Annotated in this window: 19 protein-coding genes; 18 read left to right on the forward strand and 1 reads right to left on the reverse strand. The window is 63.8% G+C overall.

All coding sequences use genetic code 11. The annotated features are described in order from the left end of the window. The first annotated feature begins 286 nt into the window (after positions 1 to 286). The 16 genes from fmt to tpiA all read left to right on the forward strand — a co-directional run bounded on the left by fmt (position 287) and on the right by tpiA (position 16,212). A complete protein-coding gene (gene fmt, locus AC1Q6C_RS15150) occupies positions 287 to 1,210 on the forward strand; it encodes a methionyl-tRNA formyltransferase (RefSeq protein ID WP_042445672.1) in 924 nt (307 codons plus the stop codon). Further along, positions 1,207 to 2,655 carry an RsmB/NOP family class I SAM-dependent RNA methyltransferase gene (locus AC1Q6C_RS15155; protein ID WP_230359851.1) on the forward strand — a complete coding sequence of 483 codons (1,449 nt, stop codon included), beginning with the start codon at positions 1,207 to 1,209 and terminating at the stop codon, positions 2,653 to 2,655. Before fmt ends, AC1Q6C_RS15155 begins: the two co-directional genes overlap by 4 nt. Before the next feature lie 40 nt (positions 2,656 to 2,695). Beyond that, a complete protein-coding gene (locus tag AC1Q6C_RS15160; RefSeq protein WP_003944924.1) occupies positions 2,696 to 3,043 on the forward strand; it encodes an MmcQ/YjbR family DNA-binding protein in 348 nt (115 codons plus the stop codon). Between the two features lie 64 nt (positions 3,044 to 3,107). Continuing rightward, positions 3,108 to 3,791, forward strand: coding sequence for a ribulose-phosphate 3-epimerase (gene rpe / locus AC1Q6C_RS15165; protein ID WP_030536417.1), 684 nt, complete (start codon positions 3,108 to 3,110; stop codon positions 3,789 to 3,791). An 8-nt stretch (positions 3,792 to 3,799) separates the two neighbouring features. Continuing rightward, positions 3,800 to 4,852 (forward strand): bifunctional diaminohydroxyphosphoribosylaminopyrimidine deaminase/5-amino-6-(5-phosphoribosylamino)uracil reductase RibD, encoded by a 1,053-nt coding sequence (gene ribD, locus AC1Q6C_RS15170; RefSeq protein WP_030536416.1) that lies wholly within the window; start codon positions 3,800 to 3,802, stop codon positions 4,850 to 4,852. Between the two features lie 5 nt (positions 4,853 to 4,857). After that, a complete protein-coding gene (locus AC1Q6C_RS15175; RefSeq protein ID WP_003944892.1) occupies positions 4,858 to 5,466 on the forward strand; it encodes a riboflavin synthase in 609 nt (202 codons plus the stop codon). 110 nt (positions 5,467 to 5,576) lie between these two features. Then, positions 5,577 to 6,851, forward strand: coding sequence for a bifunctional 3,4-dihydroxy-2-butanone-4-phosphate synthase/GTP cyclohydrolase II (locus AC1Q6C_RS15180; protein ID WP_003944833.1), 1,275 nt, complete (start codon positions 5,577 to 5,579; stop codon positions 6,849 to 6,851). Further along, positions 6,848 to 7,345: a 6,7-dimethyl-8-ribityllumazine synthase gene (gene ribH, locus AC1Q6C_RS15185; protein ID WP_003944999.1), complete on the forward strand. Its 498-nt coding sequence runs from the start codon at positions 6,848 to 6,850 to the stop codon at positions 7,343 to 7,345. The genes AC1Q6C_RS15180 and ribH overlap by 4 nt, the downstream gene beginning before the upstream one ends. Next, a complete protein-coding gene (locus AC1Q6C_RS15190) occupies positions 7,342 to 7,815 on the forward strand; it encodes a PH domain-containing protein (RefSeq protein ID WP_003944987.1) in 474 nt (157 codons plus the stop codon). The genes ribH and AC1Q6C_RS15190 overlap by 4 nt, the downstream gene beginning before the upstream one ends. 74 nt (positions 7,816 to 7,889) lie before the next feature. Then, on the forward strand, positions 7,890 to 10,082 hold the full coding sequence (uvrC, locus tag AC1Q6C_RS15195) for an excinuclease ABC subunit UvrC (protein ID WP_003944805.1): 2,193 nt from the start codon (positions 7,890 to 7,892) through the stop codon (positions 10,080 to 10,082). Then, positions 10,079 to 10,978 carry an RNase adapter RapZ gene (gene rapZ, locus AC1Q6C_RS15200; RefSeq protein WP_003944872.1) on the forward strand — a complete coding sequence of 300 codons (900 nt, stop codon included), beginning with the start codon at positions 10,079 to 10,081 and terminating at the stop codon, positions 10,976 to 10,978. Before uvrC ends, rapZ begins: the two co-directional genes overlap by 4 nt. Then, positions 10,975 to 12,039 (forward strand): gluconeogenesis factor YvcK family protein, encoded by a 1,065-nt coding sequence (locus AC1Q6C_RS15205; RefSeq protein WP_054188215.1) that lies wholly within the window; start codon positions 10,975 to 10,977, stop codon positions 12,037 to 12,039. Before rapZ ends, AC1Q6C_RS15205 begins: the two co-directional genes overlap by 4 nt. Continuing rightward, positions 12,036 to 13,013 carry a DNA-binding protein WhiA gene (gene whiA / locus AC1Q6C_RS15210; protein WP_021344225.1) on the forward strand — a complete coding sequence of 326 codons (978 nt, stop codon included), beginning with the start codon at positions 12,036 to 12,038 and terminating at the stop codon, positions 13,011 to 13,013. Before AC1Q6C_RS15205 ends, whiA begins: the two co-directional genes overlap by 4 nt. 158 nt (positions 13,014 to 13,171) lie before the next feature. Continuing rightward, the gene (gene gap / locus AC1Q6C_RS15215) at positions 13,172 to 14,191 is read left to right on the forward strand and encodes a type I glyceraldehyde-3-phosphate dehydrogenase (protein WP_003944851.1); all 1,020 of its coding nucleotides are present in this window, start codon (positions 13,172 to 13,174) and stop codon (positions 14,189 to 14,191) included. A gap of 17 nt (positions 14,192 to 14,208) precedes the next feature. After that, positions 14,209 to 15,420 carry a phosphoglycerate kinase gene (locus tag AC1Q6C_RS15220; protein ID WP_003944901.1) on the forward strand — a complete coding sequence of 404 codons (1,212 nt, stop codon included), beginning with the start codon at positions 14,209 to 14,211 and terminating at the stop codon, positions 15,418 to 15,420. Positions 15,421 to 15,426: 6 nt separating this feature from the next. Then, positions 15,427 to 16,212, forward strand: coding sequence for a triose-phosphate isomerase (gene tpiA / locus AC1Q6C_RS15225; protein ID WP_042919821.1), 786 nt, complete (start codon positions 15,427 to 15,429; stop codon positions 16,210 to 16,212). Between the two features lie 89 nt (positions 16,213 to 16,301). Here tpiA and AC1Q6C_RS15230 read toward each other — a convergent pair whose 3' ends face one another. Continuing rightward, positions 16,302 to 17,102: a tyrosine-protein phosphatase gene (locus AC1Q6C_RS15230; protein ID WP_039972891.1), complete on the reverse strand. Its 801-nt coding sequence runs from the start codon at positions 17,100 to 17,102 to the stop codon at positions 16,302 to 16,304. Positions 17,103 to 17,311: 209 nt separating this feature from the next. On the opposite strand from AC1Q6C_RS15230, the gene secG reads away from it, so the two are divergent. Both secG and ppc read left to right on the forward strand, forming a co-directional pair. Next, positions 17,312 to 17,545: a preprotein translocase subunit SecG gene (gene secG / locus AC1Q6C_RS15235; protein WP_003944946.1), complete on the forward strand. Its 234-nt coding sequence runs from the start codon at positions 17,312 to 17,314 to the stop codon at positions 17,543 to 17,545. A 103-nt stretch (positions 17,546 to 17,648) separates the two neighbouring features. Then, positions 17,649 to 20,423: a phosphoenolpyruvate carboxylase gene (ppc, locus tag AC1Q6C_RS15240; protein ID WP_050656345.1), complete on the forward strand. Its 2,775-nt coding sequence runs from the start codon at positions 17,649 to 17,651 to the stop codon at positions 20,421 to 20,423. The last annotated feature ends 74 nt before the right edge of the window (positions 20,424 to 20,497 follow it).

The raw sequence follows: 20,497 nt of genomic DNA on the forward strand, positions 1-20,497 counted from the left end.
AAGTTCCTCCGTGTGATCGGTGTATCCCGTATCAGCCTCCGCCGAGTGGCGACGACAGAAACAGTCAATACCGAGGACCGGTGAATGTGCAGGGTTCTGATCAAAGAAATTGCTGAGAAAGTGGTTCGGTGCGGCGCGAGGTAGGTCGTAGCTCTCGCAGTCCTTAGACTGACAGTTCCACCCACCGACACATCCGGGAGCATTTTCGTGAGTTGCAGTCCACCGCGTTCGACAGGCCGATCGGCTGATCAGAGTCCGAAGAGCCCAACGAAACGGGAGAGCTGACATGCGCGTCGTGTTCGCCGGAACACCCGAACCCGCGGTTCCTTCACTGCGTCGGCTCATCGAATCCGCCGACCACGAAGTGGTAGCCGTCGTCACGCGTCCGGACGCTGTGGCGGGCCGCGGTCGAAAAGTCACCCGATCGCCGATCGGTCTGCTTGCCGACGAGCACGGCATCCCGGTGCTGACGCCGGCCAAGGCGTCCGATCCCGACTTCGCGGCCGAACTCGCCCGCCTCGAACCGGACTGTGCACCCGTCGTCGCCTACGGAAACCTGTTGCCACAGAACGTCCTCGACATTCCGAAATACGGTTGGGTCAATCTGCATTTCTCGTTGCTTCCCGCGTGGCGCGGCGCCGCGCCGGTGCAGGCCGCGATCAGTGCCGGTGACGAGGTGACGGGTGCGAGCGCGTTCCGTTTGGAAGCCGGGATGGATACCGGCCCCGTGTACGGAGTGATGACCGAGCGGATTCGCGACACCGATACGGCGGGCGACCTGCTCGGACGTCTCGCGGAAAACGGCGCTGCCCTCCTCGAATCGGTACTCGACGGACTCGAGGCCGGCGAGATCAACGCGGTTCCGCAGTCTGCCGACGGCGTCTCGTATGCCCCCAAGGTGACGGTGGACGCGGCCCGCGTGCGGTGGGAACTGCCCGCTCGCACAGTGGACCGGCATATCCGAGCCGTCACACCCGCACCCGGGGCATGGACGATGATCGGTGATCTTCGAGTCAAGGTCGGCCCGATCACAGTCACGGACGAGACCCTGGCAGTCGGTGAGATCTCGGTACGCAAGGATGGTCTGTACATCGGTACCGCGACCACCGCGGTGCGACTCGGGCAGATTCAGCCCCCGGGCAAGAAATTGATGTCGGCAGGGGACTGGGCACGCGGTGCCCGACTCGACGCGGAGGTACGAGCACAGTGACCGAATCACGACGACCGGCACGGCGGACACAGGGTCCCGGAGCCAAGACCGGCGGCGGCGCCAAGAACACCAAGCCGAAGCAGGCCAAGCGGCCTGATCCGGCAACCGCCGGGCTCGATCAACCGCGTCTGGCGGCGCGTGACGTCCTGCGCGCGGTCCGTGAGCGTGACGCGTACGCGAACCTGGTTCTGCCAGGGCTCCTGCGTGACCGCAAACTCGACGCACGCGACGCTGCGCTGGCAACCGAACTGGCGTACGGCGCGGCACGTGCTCAGGGGCTGCTGGATGCGGTGATCGCGCATGCAGCGGGTCGGCCGATCGAAGAGATCGACGGAACGCTGCTCGATGTTCTCCGACTCGGCTCGTACCAATTGCTGCGCACTCGTGTCGCACCGCACGCTGCCGTCGCAACTTCGGTCGATCTGGTCCGCGCCGAAAACGGCCAGGGCCGAGCAGGATTCGTCAATGCGGTCCTGCGCCGTGTTTCCGAACGCACCCAGGAGGAGTGGGTCGAGCTGCTGGCCCCGAAGGACCCGGTCGGCCGGCTCGCCTTCGAGCACGCTCACCCCCTGTGGATCGCGCAGGTATTTGCCGACTCGCTCGGCGCTGCTGCCGGTGAACTCGAAGACGTCCTGATCGCCGACGACGCCCGCCCTGCAGTACACCTCGTCGCCCGCCCCGGCGAGATCTCCGCCGAGGAGCTAGCACTGGTGACCGGCGGCGAGATCGGGCCGTACTCGCCGTACGCCGTGCATCTCGACGGCGGTGACCCCGGACAGCTCGAGGCGGTCCGCCAAGGCTTGGCGGGCGTGCAGGACGAGGGCAGTCAGCTGGTGGCCCGCGCCCTCAGCATTGCTCCTATCGAAGGTGAAGACTCCGGACGCTGGCTCGATCTCTGCGCAGGTCCGGGCGGTAAGGCAGCGCTTCTCGGCGCTCTCGCCGGTATCGAAGGCGGGCGACTCGACGCCGTCGAGCCCGTCGAACACCGTGCCGAGTTGATTCGCAAGACCACTCGCGAGCTTCCCGTGGACGTACACGTGGCGGACGGCCGCGAATCCGGGCTCGAACCCGGATACGACCGCATCCTCGTCGACGCTCCCTGCACCGGGTTGGGTGCGCTGCGTCGGCGCCCGGAGGCACGTTGGCGTCGCCAGCCGTCCGATGTGGCTCCGCTCGTGAAGTTGCAGCGCGAATTGCTCGCTGCCGCAATCGAACTGGTTCGCCCCGGCGGAGTGGTGCTGTACTCCACGTGCTCGCCGCACTTGTCGGAAACGCTGGCAGTGGTCGCCGATGCAGTGCGACGTCACGGCGTCGTGGAACTCGACACCAAGGAATTGGTGCCAGGTGTCCCAGACGTCGGCGACGGATCGTCGGTTCAGTTGTGGCCGCACCGACACGGGACCGATGCGATGTTCATGGCCGCTTTGCGCAAGCCGCTGGCCTGATCGGATGACTTCTGGGCATCGGTAGTCGTATGGTGCCTACATGGTTACGTGGGAACAGGTTGTAGTACTCGGTTCGGCTCTTCCCTCCGTGGAAGAGTCGACCTCGTACAACACCCCGGCACTCAAGGTGGCAGGTAAGACTTTTGCACGGCTCCGCACCGAAGCGGAGGGCGCTTTGGTCGTGATGTGCGGTCTGGACGAGAAGGAGGCGCTACTCGCCAGTGGCGAGGCGGCTTTCTTCACCACCGATCACTATCACGGGCACGGCTCGATCCTCGTGCACCTCGAACTGATCGACGAGGTGCAGTTGGGTGAGATGCTCGAAGACGCGTGGCGGATCAAGGCACCGGCCAAGGTGCGAAAGCTCCACACCGTCGTCAAGAACTGATCTGATTGCACCGGCTCCGATGTGCATGCACGGTCGGCAATGAGACACAGCTAAACTCGGCGTCGTGGCTTCCCCGATGATTGCACCGTCCATTCTGTCCGCAGATTTTGCTCGACTCGCTGATGAAGCGACTGCCGTGTCCGGCTCCGACTGGCTTCACGTCGACGTGATGGACGCGCATTTCGTTCCCAATCTCACGCTGGGTCTGCCGGTGGTCGAGAGTCTGCTGAAGGCGACGGATATTCCGCTCGATTGCCATCTCATGATCGAGAATCCGGAGCGCTGGGCGCCGCCGTACGCCGAGGCCGGTGCGTACAACGTCACGTTTCACGCCGAGGCCACCGACGATCCGCGTTCGGTTGCCCGCGATATTCGTGCAGCTGGTGCCAAGGCGGGGCTGAGCATCAAGCCTGGAACACCGATCGACGACTACCTGGAAATCCTCGAGGACTTCGACACCCTCTTGATCATGAGCGTCGAACCCGGATTCGGTGGTCAGTCCTTCATGCCTCAGGTGCTCGACAAGGCACGCGCAGTTCGAAAGCTCGTCGACTCGGGTGAGCTGACGCTCCTTGTCGAAATCGACGGCGGCATCAACGCTTCCACGATCGAGCAGGCCGCTGAAGCAGGGATCGACTGCTTCGTCGCCGGTTCGGCGGTGTACGGAGCGAGTGATCCCGGTGAGGCGGTGCGCAAGCTGCGCGCGCAGGCCGCCTCGGCGTCGCCGCACCTGACGCTGTCGGTCTGAGCCGCTCGATGGCAAAGGGTGGACAGGCGTCGACGGCTGATCTCGACGCCGCGATGCAGATCGCGCTGGCCGCAGCTGATTCCGCGCGCGGATTCACCAGCCCCAACCCACCGGTCGGCGCGGTCATCCTCGCTGCCGACGGAACCATCGCGGGCGTCGGTATGACGCAACCGCCCGGTGGACCGCACGCGGAGGTCGTGGCTCTCGACGAGGCCGGCGATGCAGCGCGTGGCGGTACGGCAGTGGTGACACTGGAACCGTGCAATCACCAGGGACGAACCGGCCCTTGCTCACAGGCATTGATCGATGCCGGAGTCTCGGCGGTTGTCTACGCCGTCGGTGATCCCAATCCCGAGGCTTCCGGCGGCGCAGCGACGCTCATGCGCGCTGGAATCAGCGTCACGGCCGGACTGAGAGCACCCGAGGTGGAAGCTGGTCCACTGCGGGCCTGGCTGCACAAACAGCGCACCGGTCGCCCGCACATAACGTGGAAGTACGCGGCCAGTCTGGACGGACGCAGCGCCGCCGAGGACGGAACGAGTCAGTGGATCACCGGTCCGCAGGCGAGGGCGCGCGTGCATGCGCAGCGAGCGCAGATCGATGCGATCGTGGTCGGTACCGGCACCGTGTTCGCCGACGATCCGTGGCTGACCGCACGTCAGCCCACCGGTGAGCTCGCGGCGCACCAGCCCGTTCGCGTCGTCGTCGGAAAGCGCGAAATACCCTCGACGGCAAGCATTCTCGACGACACCGCACCGACTCTGGTGCTCAACACCGACAACATCGACGAAGTAGTCGAGGCGTTGGGGGAGTACACGGACGTACTTCTCGAGGGTGGGCCCCGTCTGGCCGGAGCATTCCTTGCCGCCGGATATGTCGACGTCATAGAGGCATACATCGCTCCGATCCTGCTCGGCGCGGGCGCCTCCGCACTCGTCGATGCCGGAGTGCACACCATCACCGACGCCCACCGATTCCGTTTGGAGTCCGCGGTAACGATCGGCCCCGATATTTTGTTGAGTCTGGTTCCGGAGAGTTCTGCTCCGGGGAACGAGGAGTAGGGCGCGTGTTCACAGGAATTGTGGAAGAACTCGGCGAAATTGTCGCCAAGGAAGAACTGGTCGATGCTGCACGTTTCACGGTGCGCGGGCCACTGGTCACCTCCGACGCCGGCCACGGTGATTCGATCGCGGTCAACGGAGTGTGCCTGACGGTGGTCGACGTGCTTGCCGACGGTTCGTTCACCGCAGATGTCATGCAGGAAACCCTGAACCGCTCGAGCCTGGCGAAATTGGATGTCGGCTCTCGCGTCAACCTCGAGCGTGCCGCGGCGCTGAACAGCCGACTCGGCGGCCACCTGGTTCAAGGGCATGTCGATGGAACAGGCCACGTCATTTCCCGCTCGCCGTCCGAGAACTGGGAGGTAGTGCGGATCGCACTGCCCGACTCCATTTCCCGTTACGTCGTGGAGAAGGGTTCGATCACCGTCGACGGAGTCTCGCTGACGGTCTCCGCGCTGGGAGGAGACCGCGGGTTCGAGTACTTCGAGATCTCGCTGATCCCGACAACGCTCGAGTTGACGACGCTCGGAACCGCTGTGGTCGGTACGCCGGTCAACCTCGAGGTGGACGTGATCGCCAAGTACGTCGAGCGGCTTCACTCTGCCGGTCGGTAGGACCAGGCTGATCGGACCCGTCCGATTGGTCGTAGGGTTGTCAGTGCATCCGTCGGATGCACTTGTTGTATTCGATGATGTGAAAAGTCAAGACTTTGGAGTGCGAGCACGTGACCAGGTTCGACAGTATCGAGCGCGCAGTAGCAGATATCGCTGCAGGTAAAGCTGTTGTCGTCGTGGACGACGAGGATCGCGAGAACGAGGGCGACCTCATCTTCGCCGCCGAGAAAGCCACCCCGGAACTGGTGGCGTTCATGGTCCGGTACACCTCCGGCTACCTGTGCGTGCCGCTCGACGGTGACGATTGCGATCGGCTGGGCCTGCCCCCGATGTACGCCACCAACCAGGACAAGCACGGCACGGCGTACACCGTCACCGTCGACGCCCGTGAGGGAATCGGTACCGGCATCTCGGCGTCGGACCGCGCTGCGACGATGCGTCTGCTCGCCAACCCCGAATCCGGTGCCAACGATTTCACTCGCCCCGGTCACGTCGTTCCGCTCCGCGCGAAGGAAGGCGGAGTACTGCGTCGTCCTGGCCACACGGAAGCTGCAGTCGACCTCGCCCGCATGGCGGACCTGCGTCCTGCCGGCGTCATCTGCGAAATCGTCAGCCAGAAGGACGAAGGCGCGATGGCTCAGACCGACGAGTTGCGAGTATTTGCCGACGAACACAACCTTGCTCTGATCTCGATCGCGGACCTCATCGCGTGGCGTCGCAAGCACGAGAAGCACGTACTGCGCATCGCCGAGGCCCGCATCCCCACCCGCCACGGTGAGTTCACCGCTGTCGGCTACACGAGCATCTACGACGAGGTCGAGCACGTTGCGCTGGTGCGTGGCGACATCGCAGGCCCCGACGGAGACGGTAGCGACGTGCTCGTCCGCGTTCACTCCGAGTGCCTCACCGGCGACGTCTTCGGTTCGCTGCGGTGCGATTGCGGCCCGCAGCTCGACGCCGCACTGGACATGGTCGCCCAAGAGGGCCGCGGCGTTGTTCTGTACATGCGCGGGCACGAGGGTCGTGGCATCGGTCTCATGCACAAGCTGCAGGCCTACCAGCTCCAGGACGCCGGTTCCGACACCGTCGACGCCAATCTCGAACTCGGCCTACCGGCGGACGCCCGTGACTACGGCATCGGTGCCCAGATCCTCGTCGATCTGGGGATCTCGTCGATGCGTCTGCTGACCAACAACCCGGCCAAGCGTGTGGGTCTGGACGGCTACGGCCTGCAGATCACCGATCGTGTTCCGATGCCGTTGCGCGCGAATGCGGAGAACCTCACCTACCTGCGCACCAAGCGCGATCGGATGGGGCACGATCTGATCGGACTGGACGAGTACGAGGCGAACCAGAACACCGCACAGCCGGGAACCGCATTGTGAGCGGGGAAGGTCAGCCGCAGCTCGCGATCGCCGAGGCCAAGGATCTGAAGCTGGCGATCGTTGCCGGGCAGTGGCACGCGACGATCTCCGAGGCTCTGATCGCCGGCGCGCAGCGCGTCGCGCAGGAGGCACAGATCAAGGACGTGACACTGGTCCGTGTCGCCGGCGCGATCGAACTGCCGGTCGTTGCGCAGGCATTGGCGCGCACGCACGACGCCGTCGTCGCTCTCGGTGTTGTCATCCGCGGCGGCACGCCGCACTTCGAGTACGTGTGCGACGCGGTCACCGCGGGCCTCACACGCGTCTCGCTCGACGAAAGCACCCCCGTGGGGAACGGTGTCCTGACCACCGACACCGAGCAGCAGGCTCTTGACCGTTCGGGTCTGCCGGGTAGCGTCGAGGACAAGGGCGCACAGGCCTGCGCCGCCGCACTGGACACCGCAGTGACCCTGCGCCATCTCCGAGCACCATGGACCGAGGATTCGTTTCGATGAGTACACCCGGCGACAACGAGAACTGGGAACTGATTGCGTCACCGCGTAAGTCGACGCGATACGCGATCGGAGTTGCCGTCCTCCTGGTGATCGTTCACGTCACACTGGCACTCCTGCTTCGCCAGGGGTCCACCGGCGTGTACTTCCGTGCCGCGGACCAGATCGCGATGGCAGGCATCGGCACCATTCTGGCTCTCGGTGTGCTGATGTTGACGCGGCCCCGGGTCAAGGTGGGCAAGCAGGGTATTGCCGTACGAAACATCCTGGGCGAGAAGATCGTCGACTGGGATCTGTTCGAGGGACTCTCGTTCCCCGACGGTGCCGCCTGGGCACGCATCGAATTGCCCGACGACGAGTACATGGCAGTGATGGCGATCCAGTCCAACGACCGCGAGTACGCCGTCGACACGGTCGGTAAGTTCCGCGAACTGGCCGACCGCTACGCACCGGTCGCGCACAAGAGCAACTGACGTCTTCCGACCGGTTCGGTGCCCGCATCCTGCGCGTTTCCGAGTCGGTCGGTGGCGGCGACTAACCTGAAACCGTGCCGGATCCCTCGACTTACCGCCCCGCTACCGGAACCATTCCGGCTGCGCCGGGCGTCTACAAATTTCGCGATCCGCATGGTCGGGTCATTTACGTCGGAAAGGCGAAAAGCCTCCGTTCACGTTTGAACTCGTACTTCGCGGACGTCACGACACTTCATCCCCGTACTCGGCAGATGGTGACCACCGCCGGCAGCGTCGAGTGGACCGTCGTCAGTACCGAAGTCGAAGCGCTTCAGCTCGAGTACAACTGGATCAAGGAATTCGATCCGCGGTTCAACGTCCGGTACCGCGACGACAAGACGTATCCGGTTCTCGCGGTGACGCTCAACGAAGAGTTCCCGCGCTTGTTCGTCTACCGCGGTCCGCGGCGCAAGGGTGTCCGGTACTTCGGTCCCTACTCCCATGCCTGGGCGATCCGCGAAACTCTCGATCTGCTGCTACGAGTCTTTCCCGCACGAACGTGCTCGTCCGGAGTCTTCAAACGGCACAACCAGATCGGTCGTCCGTGTCTGCTCGGCTACATCGACAAGTGCTCGGCGCCCTGCGTCGGGCGAGTCAGCGCCGAGGAGCATCGTCAGATCGTCGAAGATTTCTGCGACTTCCTCGCCGGCCGCACGGACAAGTTGGTCAAAGATCTCGAAAAGCGCATGCAGCAGGCTTCCGAGGATCTCGACTTCGAGACCGCAGCCCGTCTGCGTGACGATATCGGGGCTTTGCGCAAGGCGCTCGAGAAGCAGGCCGTCGTACTCGGTGACGGCACCGACGCCGATCTCGTCGCCTTTGCCACCGATGATCTCGAAGCCGCCGTTCAGGTGTTCCACGTGCGGGGCGGACGCGTGCGGGGTCAGCGTGGATGGGTCGTGGAGAAGGCAGGCGACGCCATCGACTGGGCCGCACTCGACGCCGAGTCCGACCTGCCGATCCTGGTCGAGCAGTTCCTCACCCAGTTCTACGGGGAGCAGGCGGCCCTCGACCCGGGAGCGGGTTCCGAGGCCGGGATCAGCGCAGTTCCCAAGGAAGTTCTGGTGCCGGTTCTGCCGGCAAACGCGACCGAGATCCAGGCGTGGCTGAGCAAGCTTCGGGGATCGCAAGTGCAACTGCGGGTTCCGCAACGCGGCGACAAGAAAGACCTCGCCGAAACAGTCCAGCGAAACGCGAAAGAGGCTCTGGCGCAGCACAAGCTCAAGCGCGCCGGCGATTTCACTTCGCGTTCCGCGGCGCTGCAGGGCATCCAGGAAGCACTGGACCTGGACTCGGCTCCGCTACGAATCGAATGCATCGACATCAGTCACGTCCAGGGAACCGACGTCGTGGCGTCACTGGTCGTGTTCGAGGACGGGCTCCCGCGTAAGTCGGACTACCGCCATTACGCGATCAAGGAAGCTGCCGGCGACGGTCATTCCGACGACGTCGCGAGTATCGCCGAGATCACGCGTCGGCGGTTCCTGCGCCACAACCGCGACCTGGGCGTCCTCGCGGCGTCGGCGTCGACCATGGACTCGGACGGTGGGGACCTGGCTCCCGAAGCGGCGATCGACCCGGCGACGGGCCGGCCTCGGCGGTTCGCCTATCCGCCCAATCTGTTCGTCGTGGACGGCGGCGCCCCTCAGGTCACGGCGGCAGCGGCGGTCCTCGACGAGCTGGGGGTCACTGACGTCGCGGTAGTCGGGTTGGCCAAAAGACTCGAAGAGGTATGGGTGCCGGGGGAAGAAGATCCGGTCATCCTCCCTCGGACGAGCGAGTCGTTGTACCTACTGCAGCGCATCCGAGACGAAGCCCACCGCTTCGCGATCACGTTCCATCGCAGCAAACGCTCGAGGCGGATGACGGCTTCGGCTCTGGATTCGGTCAAGGGGCTCGGTGAAACTCGTCGAACCGCTCTGGTGGCTCACTTCGGTTCCGTGGCGAAGCTGAAAACGGCAACGGTCGAGGAGATCATGCAGGTCCCCGGTATCGGTGAGACCACCGCCACAGCAGTTCTGGCCGCACTCGGCACGGATTCGGCTGCAGCCGACGCGGGTGCTGAAGCTCGAGCGCTGCCAGCCGCGGTAGGGGATGATGAGCTGGACACGGAATCCGAATCGTCTGTTACGTCTGCTGACGCGCCCAGCGCCGAATCCGGTAGCGGTGACGAGGGCTCCGAGTCGCGAGAATTGTCCATGCCGACGACGGGGCCGAGTGCACAGTGACTACCGACAGCGCCAAAGACAGTCGAACGATGGATTTCCTGCTGGTGACGGGATTGTCCGGAGCAGGTTTGAGTACCGCTGCCAAGGTGCTCGAAGACCTCGGCTGGTATGTCGCGGACAATTTGCCACCTGAGCTCATTTCCCGAATGGTCGGTCTGAGCCTGACCTCCGATCCGCCGGTCGATCGTCTGGCCGTCGTGATCGACGTGCGGAGTCGACTCTTCACCGGCGATCTCGGGTGGGTGCTCACCGAACTCGAGGCGGAACCGATCCATACTCGGGTGCTGTACCTCGAAGCGTCGGACGACGTGTTGATCCGACGGTTCGAACAGGTGCGCCGCAGTCATCCGTTGCAGAACGACGGCATCGACGGCACGTTGTCCGAAGGGATCGCAGCCGAGCGTCGGCAGTTGGCCGTGGTGAAGGCGGCCGCCGATCTGGTCATCGACACGTCGGCACTGAAGGCGCATCAGCTGCGTCAGAAGATCGAAACGGCGTTCGGAAACGATGCCAACCGCACGATGAAGGTGACGGTCCAGTCGTTCGGATTCAAGTACGGCCTGCCGATGGACGCCGATCTCGTCTGTGACGTTCGTTTCCTGCCCAATCCCCACTGGATCCCTGAACTTCGCCCGCACACCGGTCAGGATGCCGACGTCCGCGACTACGTGTTGTCCCGCGAGGGCGCGGAAGACTATCTCGACACCTACCGACATCTGGTGGATTTGACGATCGCCGGATATCGACGAGAAGGAAAGCGCTACATGACAATTGCGGTCGGATGCACCGGCGGTAAGCACCGAAGCGTAGCCATGTCCGAAGCTCTCGCGAGGCGTTTGGGTTCCGAGGACGACATCTCGGTCAGCATCGTGCACCGGGATCTGGGGCGCGAATGAGTGAACCGACACATCGCTCGCGGGAGACACCCGAAGGGCCGGCCATCGTCGCGCTCGGCGGCGGGCACGGATTGTTCGCCACGCTCCAGGCCGTCAGACGCTTGACGGTCGACGTCACCGCCGTGGTCACGGTCGCCGACGACGGTGGTTCGTCGGGCCGGCTGCGCGCCGAACTCGGCGTCATCCCGCCTGGAGACCTCCGGATGGCGCTGGCTGCTCTCGCGTCGGACGAACCCGAGATAGTCGACTGGACTCGGACCATTCAGCATCGCTTCGGCGGTGTCGGCGCACTTGCCGGGCATTCGGTGGGCAATCTCATCCTGGCCGGACTGACCGAGGTGCTCGGCGATCCGGTCGCCGCGCTCGACGAGATGGCGCGACTGCTGCGAATCCGTGGTCGTGTGCTGCCGATGTCGCCGATCGCGCTCGAGATCGAAGCCGACGTTCAGGGACTCGAGGAGGACCCCCGCGTCAGCCGCTGCATTCGTGGACAGGTTGCCGTCGCGACGACCCCGGGCAAGGTTCGGCGTGTGAGACTGCTCCCGTCCAATCCGCCCGCGTGCCCCGATGCCGTGACTGCGATCGATCGTGCCGATCTCGTGGTTCTCGGCCCGGGATCGTGGTTCTCGAGCGTGATCCCACACGTCCTGGTACCCGAACTCGTCGAATCACTGTCGTCGACGAAGGCTCGAAAGGTACTGGTGCTCAATCTCGCACCCGAGCCGGGGGAGACCGCCGGATTCTCCGCAGAGCGTCACCTGCACGTACTCTCCCAACACGTGCCCGATTTCCGGGTCGACTACGTGGTGGTCGACTCGGCGTCGGTACCGGCCGGGCGTGAACGTGAACATCTGCAGCGTGCGGCGGATCAATTTTCAGCCGAAGTCAGGTACGCGGATGTCGCGGACACCTCACCGGGCGCAGCGCATGTACACGATCCGGCAAAACTGGCCGATGTACTGGCTGAACTGTCGAGCAGTGCGGCAGTAGGGGATTCGACACAGTCTTCCCTGCAAGAACAGCAATCCGAAGAACAGAGGGAGAACGCTTCGTGGCAATGACAGCGGAGGTCAAGGACGAACTGAGCCGGTTAGTGGTGACTCAGGTCAGCTGCCGCAAGGCAGAGGTCTCCGCGTTGCTGCGCTTTGCCGGTGGGCTCCACATCGTCGGCGGCCGGGTGGTCGTCGAAGCAGAGGTGGATCTGGGCTCCACGGCGCGACGTCTGCGCCGGGAGATATTCGACCTGTTCACCTACAGTGCCGATGTGCACGTACTCAGTGCGGGCGGGCTTCGAAAGTCCGCTCGCTACATCGTGCGTGTAGCGAAGGAGGGTGAGGCCCTCGCGCGCCAGACGGGACTGCTCGATCTTCGCGGGCGCCCGGTTCGCGGCTTGCCTGCGCAGGTCGTCGGCGGAAGTGTCGGCGACGCCGAAGCAGCGTGGCGCGGTGCGTTCCTCGCGCACGGTTCCCTGACCGAACCCGGCCGTTCGTCGGCGCTCGAAGTGAGCTGCCCCGGCCCGGAAGCTGCACTTGCTCTGGTTGGAGCTGCGCGGCGTCTGGGGATCTCGGCGAAGGCACGTGAGGTTCGCGGAACGGATCGTGTGGTGATCCGCGACGGTGAGGCCATCGGCGATCTCCTGACCCGAATGGGAGCCCAGGACACACGTCTGGTGTGGGAGGAGAGGCGGATGCGACGCGAGGTCCGCGCCACCGCCAATCGTCTCGCCAATTTCGACGACGCAAACCTGCGACGCTCTGCTCGCGCTGCCGTTGCGGCTGCTGCGCGCGTCGAGCGTGCGTTGGAGATCCTCGGTGAGGACGTGCCCGATCACCTCGCGGCGGCGGGTGCACTGCGCGTCGAGCATCGGCAGGCGTCCCTCGAAGAACTCGGCCAGTTGGCCGACCCGCCGATGACCAAGGACGCCGTTGCCGGACGTATCCGTCGCCTGCTGTCGATGGCTGATCGCAAGGCCAAGGAAACGGGCATACCCGACACCGAATCCGCAGTGAATGTGGAGCTACTCGAAGAGGGGTGACCTGCCCTCCGTCAGGGTGGGCTGCGCACGTTCGGGCCACGCGCATTAGGGTATGAGTCACATCGACCGATGAACCCCACGTCCGCGTCGTGCACACACGGATTCGGAGTATGCGTGGGTCAAGTTGCACACCAGAATCATGGTCAAAGGAGCGAATTGTGACTGTCCGGGTTGGCGTAAACGGTTTCGGCCGTATCGGACGTAACTTCTTCAGGGCGGTGGATGCGCAGAAGGCGCTCGGAACCACCGATATCGAGATCGTGGCAGTCAACGACCTGACTGACAACGCGACGCTCGCTCACCTGCTGAAGTACGACTCCATCCTCGGCCGTTTGCCGTACGACGTGTCGCTCGACGGTGACGACACGATCGTCGTCGGCGATCAGCGCATCAAGGCCCTCGCACACCGTGGCCCGTTGAACGAACTTCCCTGGGGCGAGCTGGGCGTCGACGTCGTCGTCGAGTCCACCGGCATCTTCACCGACGCCGCAAAGGCCAAGGGACACCTCGAAGCCGGCGCCAAGAAGGTCATCATCTCGGCTCCGGCCAAGGGTGAAGACATCACCATCGTGATGGGCGTCAACGACGACAAGTACGACGGCAGCCAGAACATCATCTCCAACGCGTCGTGCACCACCAACTGCCTCGGCCCCATCGCCAAGGTTCTCGACGACGAGTTCGGCATCGTCAAGGGTCTGATGACCACGATCCACGCGTACACCCAGGATCAGAACCTGCAGGACGCTCCGCACGCAGACCTCCGTCGCGCCCGCGCAGCTGCCCTCAACATCGTTCCCACCGGTACCGGTGCAGCCAAGGCAATCGGCCTGGTTCTCCCGCAGCTGCTCGGCAAGCTCGACGGCTACGCACTGCGCGTGCCGATCCCCACGGGCTCGGTCACCGACCTCACCGCGAACCTGAAGAAGTCGGCCACCGCCGACGAGATCAACGCTGCGATGAAGGCTGCTGCCGAAGGACCCCTCAAGGGCATCCTGAAGTACACCGACGCACCGATCGTCTCCTCGGACATCGTCACCGACCCGCACTCGTCGATCTTCGACTCGGGTCTGACGAAGGTCATCGACGACCAGGTCAAGATCGTCTCCTGGTACGACAACGAGTGGGGCTACTCCAACCGCCTCGCCGACCTCATCGGCCTCGTCGCCAAGTCTCTCTGAGCGGAGTTTCGATAACAGTGGCAGTTCAGACGCTGAAGGATCTGCTGGACGCTGGGGTCGAAGGGCGCACCGTACTGGTGCGTTCCGACCTCAACGTCCCGTTGGATGGCGGAGAAATCACGGACCCGGGTCGCATCGTCGCGTCCGCTCCCACCCTGCGGGCACTTGCCGAGGGTGGAGCGAAGGTCATCGTGACCGCGCACCTCGGGCGCCCCGACGGTCAGCCCGATCCCAAGTTCTCCCTCGCACCGGTTGCCGCGAAGTTGGCCGAAATCCTCGGTCGCAACGTGCAACTCGCCGGTGACGTCGTGGGACAGGACGCGCTGGCTCGTTCCGAAGGACTCACCGACGGTGACGTCCTGATGCTCGAGAACATCCGTTTCGACCCTCGCGAGACCAGCAAGGACGAAGCCGAGCGGGTCAAGCTCGCCAAGGCTCTCGTCGAGCTGGTCGGTGACGACGGCGCATTCGTCTCCGACGGATTCGGTGTTGTTCACCGTAAGCAGGCGTCGGTCTTCGACGTCGCGAAGCTGCTCCCGCATTACGCCGGATACCTGGTCGGCGCCGAGGTCGAGGTGCTCGCCAAGCTCACGCAGGACGCGGCGCGTCCGTACGCGGTGGTGCTCGGTGGCTCCAAGGTCTCGGACAAGCTGGCCGTCATCGAGGCACTGGCGCCGAAGGTCGACACTCTGGTGATCGGCGGCGGAATGTTCTATACGTTCCTCGCGGCTCAGGGTGTGTCCGTGGGCAATTCGCTGTGCGAAGAGTCCATGATCGAGACCTGCAAGGATCTCCTCGACCGGTACGCCGACGTCATCCACATCCCTCAGGATGTTGTCGTCGCGGACTCCTTCTCGGCCGATGCCGAGTCGAAGATCGTTCCGTTCGACAAGATTCCCGACGGCTGGATGGGTCTGGACATCGGACCGGAGTCGGTCAAGCGCTTTGCCGCGATCCTGACCGGCGCCAAGACGGTGTTCTGGAACGGCCCGATGGGCGTGTTCGAGTTCCCGAAGTTCGAGGCAGGCACCCGCGGTGTCGCCGAGGCAATCGTGGAGGCAACCGAGAAGGGCGCCTTCAGCGTCGTCGGCGGCGGCGACTCCGCAGCAGCCGTTCGTCAGCTCGGTATCCCGGACGAGGGCTTCTCGCACATTTCCACCGGTGGTGGCGCTTCCCTCGAGTACCTCGAGGGCAAAGAGCTGCCTGGCATCGCAGTACTGGAAGGCTGATCCGACATGGCACGTAAGCCGTTGATCGCCGGCAACTGGAAGATGAATCTGAACCACCTCGAGGCTATCGCCCTGGTGCAGAAGATCGCTTTCTCTTTGCCTGCGAAGTACTTCGACAAAGTGGACGTCACGGTCATCCCGCCGTTCACCGACATCCGAAGCGTCCAGACGCTGATCGAGGGCGACAAGCTCCTCCTCACGTACGGCGCGCAAGATGTCTCGGCTCATGACTCGGGTGCGTTCACGGGCGAGATCAGCGGCTCCATGCTGGCCAAGCTCGGTTGCACCTTCGTCGTGGTCGGTCACTCCGAGCGTCGCACCCTTCACGGTGAGACCAACGAGACCGTCCTCGCGAAGACGAAGGCCGCTCTCAAGAACGGCCTCACGCCGATCGTGTGCATCGGCGAAGGCCTCGAGATCCGCGAAGCGGGCGAGCATGTCGCCTACAACGTCGAACAGCTCAAGGGTTCGTTGGCGGGCCTGAGCGCGGAGGAGATCTCCAAGATCGTCATTGCGTACGAACCTGTCTGGGCCATCGGCACCGGCCGTGTCGCTTCTGCCGCCGATGCACAGGAAGTGTGTGCTGCGGTACGAGCAACAGTGGCCGAACTTGCCGACGCCGAGGTCGCGGCCGGCGTTCGCGTTCTGTACGGCGGTAGCGTCAGCTCGAAGAACGTCGGAGAGATCGTCGGCCAGACCGACGTCGACGGCGCTCTTGTCGGCGGCGCGTCACTCAAGGCTGACGAGTTCGCGACACTGTCTGCGATCGCTGCAGGCGGTCCACTCCCGTGATGATCGGGTAGTGAGCTGAAACTGCTCGAGACTAAGACTGCGGGTGTGTGACCGAGTAGGCCACACACCCGCAGTTTTTTGTTCGCGAGTCAGCTCACCAGTTTGGTTTCCAGAGCGCCGACGAGTTCGGGAGCAAGCTCCAACCCGGCGGTCAGATAGTTCTCGACGGTCCCGTAGTGGTGCTCGACCTGCTCGAAGGCAGCGCCCAGGTAACTCGCGTCGACGGAAAGCAGCAACCGGATCACCTCGCCCTTGTCTGCATCTGTGGCAGCGGCGATCTTCGCGACTGTTGCATCGATGTACTCGGCCGAGTACGTGTTCGTGAGCAGGTAGTCCGCCGTGATCGTTTCGCGCGGTACACCAGCGAGTGTCTGCAGTAGTGCTGCCGCCCAACCTGTTCGGTCCTTGCCCGCCGTGCAGTGGAAGAGTTGCGGCCCCTCGGTGGTCGCCAGGGCGGCGAACAACTGCGAAAATCCGTTCCGAGTGACGGGGTCTGCGACAAAGCTGCGATTGATGTTCTGCATGAAAGCTGTTGCAGCGTCCGCTGTTCGGAGAGCCATCGCTTCGGCGTGGATGTTTCCGGACAGGATGGGAATGTGGGCGTACATCGCCGGCGCCGGCACGATGTCGGGAGTTTCGTTCGCCTCGGTTTCGGAGCGCACGTCATAGACGGCGGTCAGCCCCAGCGATTCCACGATTGCAAGATCCTCGGGCGAGGGCGTCAGTACGTTTGCACGGTAGAAGACTCCGCGGCTCATCGCCTGTCCGCTGGTCGTGACGTACCCGGGGCCGGCCACGTCGCGGAAGTTGTGAATCGAAGCCAGACGCGGTGTGTCAGGCAGGGGTGTGTCGGGCAGGGCAGTGTTGGGCAGGGCAGTGTCGGAAAGCATGGAGCCGGCCTTTCGGAGGTAGAGTCGCGTCAACTGAAAAACTACTGAATCGGTATCTCGACAGTGTGATCGATGCCACTGACCAAGAGTCGTGCCTGGCCGGGTGCAAAGTCATGTGCGAGGCGGGTATGTGGTCAGGCTATCTGCGCGCGCCTGTATGGTGTTATCGGTTGTAGTTGTCCCTATTGGATTGGTGGACGTAGACAGACATGAAACTGTTCCTGGATATCCTGCTGGTCATCACCAGCTTGCTCCTCATCGCCTTGGTGCTCCTGCATCGCGGTAAGGGCGGCGGTTTGTCGAGTCTGTTCGGTGGCGGTGTCCAGTCCAGCCTGTCCGGATCGACTGTTGTCGAGAAGAACCTCGATCGGTTGACGGTCTTCACCGCGTTGATCTGGCTCATTTCGATCGTCGGCATCGGCCTGGAGATCAAGTTCGCCTGATTCTCGGCTCATGACTTACAGCCGGTAGTTTTTCACACACGAATTTCAGACACGGAACCCCGCCTATCGAGCGGGGTTCTTTGTTTCGGTCGATAATTGTGTGATGACTGAAACCGCGTCGCATCGAGAAACACCGCGAGAGGCCACCGAGCCGCTGCGCGAAGACATCCGGCTTCTCGGCGGAATACTCGGACAAATAGTGCGAGAGCAAGCCGGCGACAATGTGTTCGATCTGGTCGAGCGAGCCCGTGTCGAGTCGTTCCGAGTCCGTCGTTCGGAGATCGATCGCGCCGAACTGGTGTCGCTGTTCGCCGAAATCAGTACGGACGACGCCATTCCCGTCATCCGGGCGTTCAGTCACTTCGCACTGCTCGCCAACCTGGCCGAGGACATCCATCGCGAGCGTCGACGGGCCATCCACGTCAATGCGGGGGAACCGCCCCGCGACAGCACTCTCGCGGCCACGTACACCAAACTTGATGCAGCCGATATCGATTCGGCCACCGTCGAAGAAGCGCTTCGGGGCGCCCTGGTCTCACCCGTCATCACCGCTCACCCGACGGAGACTCGACGCCGTACGGTGTTCGAGACGCAGAGTCGGATCACCGAGTTGATGCGATACCGCGAGCGCACGGCGCTGAGCGTCGCAGAAACCGCTGATGTAGATCTGCAATTGCGCCGTCAGATCCTGACCCTGTGGCAGACGGCTCTGATCCGGCTCAGCCGCCTCCGCATCCAGGATGAAATCGAGGTAGGCCTGCGCTACTACGACGCAGCGTTGTTCGAGGTGATTCCGAAGATCAATGCGGAGGTTCGCAAAGCTCTGCGCGCGCGTTGGCCGGAAGCTGGCCTGCTGCCGGAACCGATCCTGAGGCCGGGTTCGTGGATCGGCGGTGACCGAGACGGCAATCCGTACGTGACCGGCGAAATCGTCCAGCGCGCCACGTCGCGCGCTGCGGCGACTGCTCTCGAGCATCACCTCGAGGAACTCGAACATCTCGAGCGTGAACTGTCGATGTCGGCGCGGCTGGTTTCCGTCACGCCCGAACTCGATCTGCTGGCGTCTACCTCCGGCGACGACTCTGCCTTCCGGGCCGACGAGCCGTACCGTCGCGCGATTCGCGGTATCCGCGGGCGCTTGAGCGCCACAGCACTGACGGTACTGGGGGAGTTGCCCGCCCACGGCTCCGACGACGGACTCGAGGCGTACACCGACCCGGCACAGTTGCAGCGGGATCTCGGAATCATCGACACCTCGTTGCGTCGTTTCGGTGACGAGACCATCGCCGACGATCGACTCGATCGGCTCCGAGAAGCGGTGGAGGTGTTCGGCTTTCACCTGTCCGGTCTGGACATGCGGCAGAACTCCGAGGTACACGAAAGCGTCGTCGCAGAACTTCTGGCGTGGGCCGGAGTTCACCCGGACTACGCGTCCTTGCCGGAAGCCGATCGAGTCGAATTGCTGTCGGCCGAGTTGACGACGCGGCGACCACTGACTTCGCCGGACGCCGAGTTCAGCGAATTGACCACCAAGGAACTGGCCATCATGGCGGCCGGTGCCAAGGCAGTGCGGGTTCTCGGAGCGGGTGCGGTACCCAACTACATCATCAGCATGTGTACCTCGGTCAGTGACATGCTCGAGGCCGCAGTGCTGCTCAAAGAGGTCGGGGTGCTCGATCCGGGCGTCGGCAGCGAACCCTCCTGCCCGATCGGAATCGTCCCGTTGTTCGAGACGATCGAGGATCTGCAGGGCGGCGCCGACACATTGCTGGCGACGCTCGACATCCCGATCTATCGTGCGATCGTCCGTTCTCGCGGTGACAGTCAGGAAGTGATGCTCGGGTACTCCGACTCGAACAAGGACGGTGGCTATCTAGCTGCCAACTGGGCGCTGTACCGTGCCGAGCTCGACCTCGTCGATGCCGCGCGTAAGAGCGGAATCAGGTTGAGGCTCTTCCACGGCCGCGGCGGAACCGTCGGACGTGGCGGCGGACCGAGTTACGAAGCGATTCTGGCTCAGCCTCCCGGTGCAGTCGCTGGTTCTCTGCGAATCACCGAGCAGGGTGAGGTGATTGCGGCCAAGTACGCCGAACCGCGTCTGGCACATCGCAACCTCGAAACACTCATCGCCGCGACTATCGAGTCGACGTTGCTCGACGTCGAAGGACTCGGCAGCGATGCCGACGCTGCCTACGCGGTACTGGACGAGCTCGCGGCCCTCGCCCGCACCGCGTACAGCGAATTGGTCCACGACACACCAGGATTCGTGCAGTACTTCGAAGCGTCGACACCGGTCGCCGAGATCGGGGCACTCAACATCGGCTCTCGTCCGGCCTCGCGCAAGCAGACCAAGGCGATCTCCGATCTGCGAGCGATTCCCTGGGTGCTCTCGTGGAGTCAGTCTCGCGTGATGCTTCCGGGTTGGTACGGAACCGGCGCCGCGTTCGAAAGATGGATAGACGGAGACGACACTCGGCTTGCCACGTTGACGGCCCTGTACGAGAAGTGGCCGTTCTTCCGAACCGTGCTCTCGAACATGGCCATGGTGATGTCGAAGTCGGATCTCGGTTTGGCGGCCCGGTACGCGGACCTCGTGCCCGACGCCGAACTGCGCGATCGAGTCTTCGGAATGATCACCGACGAGCACGAACGCACAATTCGCATGTACAAGGCAATCACGGGCAACGAGAACCTCTTTGCCGACAACTCGGGCCTCGAGCGGTCGGTCCACAACCGGTTCCCGTACCTCGAACCTCTCAACCATCTACAGGTCGAGCTGATCCGTCGGTACCGTTCCGGCGACGAGAGCGATCAGGTGCGTCGGGGTATCCAGCTGACGATGAACGGCCTTGCCACTGCGCTTCGTAACAGTGGCTAGGTAACAGCGGCTGGTTCTGCAGGTTTACCAGGGTGTGCGTGCGGCGACTCTAGAGCTGTCGCACGCACACCCAA

It is taken from the genome of Rhodococcus sp. MT28 (assembly GCF_058792695.1).